Source organism: Thauera phenylacetica B4P (assembly GCF_000310225.1).
Classification (GTDB): Bacteria; Pseudomonadota; Gammaproteobacteria; order Burkholderiales; family Rhodocyclaceae; genus Thauera; species Thauera phenylacetica.
The window spans coordinates 1-3,706 of the sequence record NZ_AMXF01000312.1 but is presented as its reverse complement, the minus strand read 5'-3'; the positions used below and the strand labels follow the sequence as shown (position 1 = coordinate 3,706).

At 72.0% G+C, this 3,706-nt stretch carries 2 protein-coding genes; both read left to right on the top strand.

Features of this window, described 5'->3' with window-relative positions; genetic code table 11:
- Nucleotides 1-363 precede the first annotated feature (363 nt).
- Nucleotides 364-1,092, top strand: coding sequence for a two-component system response regulator TorR (gene torR / locus C667_RS21045; RefSeq protein WP_039922604.1), 729 nt, complete (start codon nucleotides 364-366; stop codon nucleotides 1,090-1,092).
- A 19-nt stretch (nucleotides 1,093-1,111) separates the two neighbouring features.
- The coding region (locus C667_RS21040; protein ID WP_004382477.1) for an ATP-binding protein at nucleotides 1,112-3,706 on the top strand (2,595 nt) is incomplete at its 3' end.

The following is a 3,706-nucleotide window of genomic DNA, read 5'->3' as shown; positions in this document are numbered from 1 at the left end:
CAGCAGCGCCGCGCCGTCCGCCGCCTCCGCCCGCTGCGGCGCGCCGACCGCGGCCACCAGGGCGAGCAGCCCCGCCGCGACCATCGACCCGATGTTCTTTTCCTTTTCCAAGGCCCTCGCTCCTCGCTCCGTTGCGCATGCGGTCCGGGCAGGCGCGGTGACCGCCCGCCGGACTTCCGATGACGGACACGATAAGGGCACGCGGTAAACGAACTTGGCGGCGGATGTGCCGAGTTGTGCGCGAATGTAAACGCCGTGCAACATCCCACGCACGGCCTCTTGCGGCGGATTGCCGGTGACGAGGATTCGGGAGATCATCCGCGCACAACAAGCGAACGTTCGACCCCAAACGAAGGAGGATCGATGTCGAAGGAGACACCTGCAACGCCGCACATCATGGTGGTCGAGGACGACCCCGTGTCGCGAGCATTGCTCGTCGGCTATCTCGAGAAGGAAGGCTATCGCGTCTCCGAGAGCGACAATGCCGACGACCTGCTGCAACGCGTCGAGCAGGAGCGCATCGCGCTCGTGCTGCTCGACATCCGCCTGCCCGGCAAGGATGGACTCACGCTCACCCGCGAGCTGCGCGCGGCCTCGCGCGTGGGCATCATCCTGGTGACCGCGCGCGACGACGAGATCGACCGCATCGTCGGGCTCGAGCTCGGCGCCGACGACTACGTCACCAAGCCCTTCAACCCACGCGAGCTGCTGGTGCGGGCGAGGAACCTGTTGTGGCGGGTGGCGCAATGCACCGGCAGCGAGACCCGCGAGGCCGAGCAGGGCTGCTTCCGCTTCGAAGGCTGGACGCTGAACCCGCACAAGCGCCAGCTGGTCTCCCCGGACGGCCGCATCGAGCGCCTGCCCCAGGGCGAGTTCAAGCTGCTGATGGCCTTGCTGAGCCACGCCGGCCAGGTGCTGTCGCGCGATCAGCTGATGGATGCGATCCACGACCGCGAGTGGACGCCCAACGACCGCACGGTCGATGTGCTGGTCGGGCGCGTGCGCCGCAAGCTCGACGACAACCCCGCCGACCCGCGCCTGATCCTGACCGCGCACGGCGCGGGCTATCTGTTCGCCGGCGAGCTCGAGTGAAGCCGCCGCGACCCCTGCGATGAACGCGCCCGAGCTGCAGTACCGCCTGCTCAAGCGCCTCTACCAGGGCCGCTGCAGCATGGTGAGCCGCGTGCTGCTGCCGGGGCGCAACGCCCCGGTGATCGTCAAGCAGCTCGATCGGACGCGCTGCGCGCCGGGCGCGCCGGCGCGCCTGCAGCACGAGTTCGAGCTGCTCGGCACGCTCGAGCTCGAAGGCGTTCCGAAGGCGCTCGAGCAGCTCGAGTTCGAGCGCGGCCCGGCGCTGGTGTTCGCCGATCGCGAGGCGCACTCGCTGCGCCAGGCGATGCGCCCGGGCAATCGCGAATGGCACGACTGGCTGGCGCTGATGATCCGGGTGTGCGAGCTGCTCGGCCGCCTGCACGAGGCGCGCGTCATACACAAGCAGCTCAATCCGGACCACATCCTGGTGACCTCGTCCGGCGCCCCCCTGCTGGTCGATTTCGGCATGGCCACGCGCTTCCTGCGCGAGCAGGCGGACTGGAACACGCCGCAGCTGGCGGGGCACCGCCTGCCCTACATCGCCCCCGAGCAGAGCGGGCGGATCAACCGCGAGATCGACTACCGCACCGACTACTACAGCTTCGGCGCCACCCTGTACGAGCTGCTCACCGGCCAGCCGCCCTTCGCCGGGCGCGAGGGCCTGGAGCTGGTGCATTGCCACATCGCCCACGCGCCGCGCCCGCCGCACCACATCAACCGCCTGCTGCCCGAGGCGGTCTCCGCCGTGGTCCTCAAGCTGCTCGCCAAGGACGCCTCCGAGCGCTACCAGTCGGCGCACGGCATCGTGCACGACCTGCGCGAATGCCTGCAGCGGCGCGGCACCGCGGCGGCGGGCGACTTCGTGCCCGCCAGCCGCGACGTCTCCGCGCGCTTCCAGGTGCCGAAGCGGCTGTACGGGCGGACGGCCCTGCTCGCCGAGCTCGAGGGTCGGGTGCAGGCCTGCGCCGCCGGCGAGCGCGCGATCGTGCTGATCAGCGGCTACACCGGGGTCGGCAAGTCCAGCCTGGTGCACGAGCTGCGCCGCGCGGTGCTCGAACGCAACGGCCACTTCGCCAGCGGCAAGTTCGACCAGTACCGCCGCAATCCGCCGCATTCCGCCCTGCTGCAGGCGCTGCGCGAGCTCGTCCGCCAGCACCTCACCGAACCGGGCGAGCGCCTCGCGGCCCTCGGCGCGCGCCTGCGCGAGCAGCTCGGCGGCTACCTCGCCACCCTGGTGCGCCTGCTGCCCGAGCTCGGCCTCGTCGTCCCCGACGCCGGCGTCTCCCCGCCCAGCCAGCACCGCTTCGACGAGCAGGGCCGCCTGCATCTGTTCTCGCGCCTGATCGATGCGCTGACCGAGCCGGGCCAGGCGCTCACGCTCTTCCTGGACGACCTGCAGTGGGCCGACCCGGCCTCGCTCGGTCTGATCGAATCGCTCGCGACGCACGCCGGGCCACCCCGCCTGCTGCTCGTCGGCAGCTACCGGCACAACGAGATCGGACCGGGCCATGCGCTCGCCGGCTTCGTCGAGCGCATGCGCAGGAGCGCGCTGCCGCCGGTCGAGCTGCGCCTGCAGCCGCTCGATCTCGCCCAGGTCCGCCAGCTCCTCGCCGACACCCTGCGCTGCAGCGAGATCGAATGCGCGCGGCTCGCCGAGGCCTGTCACGAGAAGACCCAGGGCAACCCGTTCTTCCTCAACCAGCTCCTCGACGCGGTCTACGAGGAGGGCCTGATCCGCTTCCATGGCGAACGCTGGGAATGGGACGAGGCGGCGATCCGCGCGCGCGCGCTCAGCACCGACGTGGTCGAGCTCATGGTGAACCGCCTGCGCCGCCTCCCCGAGGGCACGCGCGCGGTGCTGCCGCTGGCGGCCTGCATCGGCGGCACCTTCGACCTCAAGACGCTCTCCATCGTCGGCGAAGGGCGCGCGCGCCAGCTCGCGCACGACCTCGTGCCGGCGCTCGGCGAGGGCCTGGTCGTGCCGCTCGACGACGGCGACCGCCCCGAGCGCGACCGTCTCGGCCGCGCCCGCTATCGCTTCGCGCACGACCGCGTGCAGCAGGCGGCCTACTCGCTGCTCGCGGACGACGCGCGCGAGCAGCTCCACCTGCGCGTCGGCCGCCTGCTGCGGCAGAACCTCGACACCGGCGCGCTCGACCGCCGGGTGTTCGAGATCGCCGGCCACCTCAACCTCGCGCGCAGCGCCATCGACGACCCCGACGAGCGCATCGCGCTCGCCGCCCTGAACCTGTGCGCCGGGCTGCGTGCGCGCGAGTCCGCCGCCTTCGAGTCGGCCCTCGACTATCTCGACAGCGGCCTCGACGCCCTGCCCGCGGACGCCTGGCGCACCCAGCACCGGCTGTGCCTCGACCTGCACCTCGCGGCCGCGGATGCCGCCAACAGCCGCGGCGACGACGCACGCATGCAGGCCCTGCTCGACGCCGCCCAGGAGCACGCGCACGACCCGCTCGACCGCGTGCGCTGCGAGCAGATCCGCATCCAGGCCCACGTCGCGCACAACCGCTTCGGCGCCGGGCTGGAGATCGCGCGCACCACGCTCGCGCGCCTGGGCGTGCGCCTGCCCGCGGCGCCAGGGCGCCTGCGCATCGCCGCC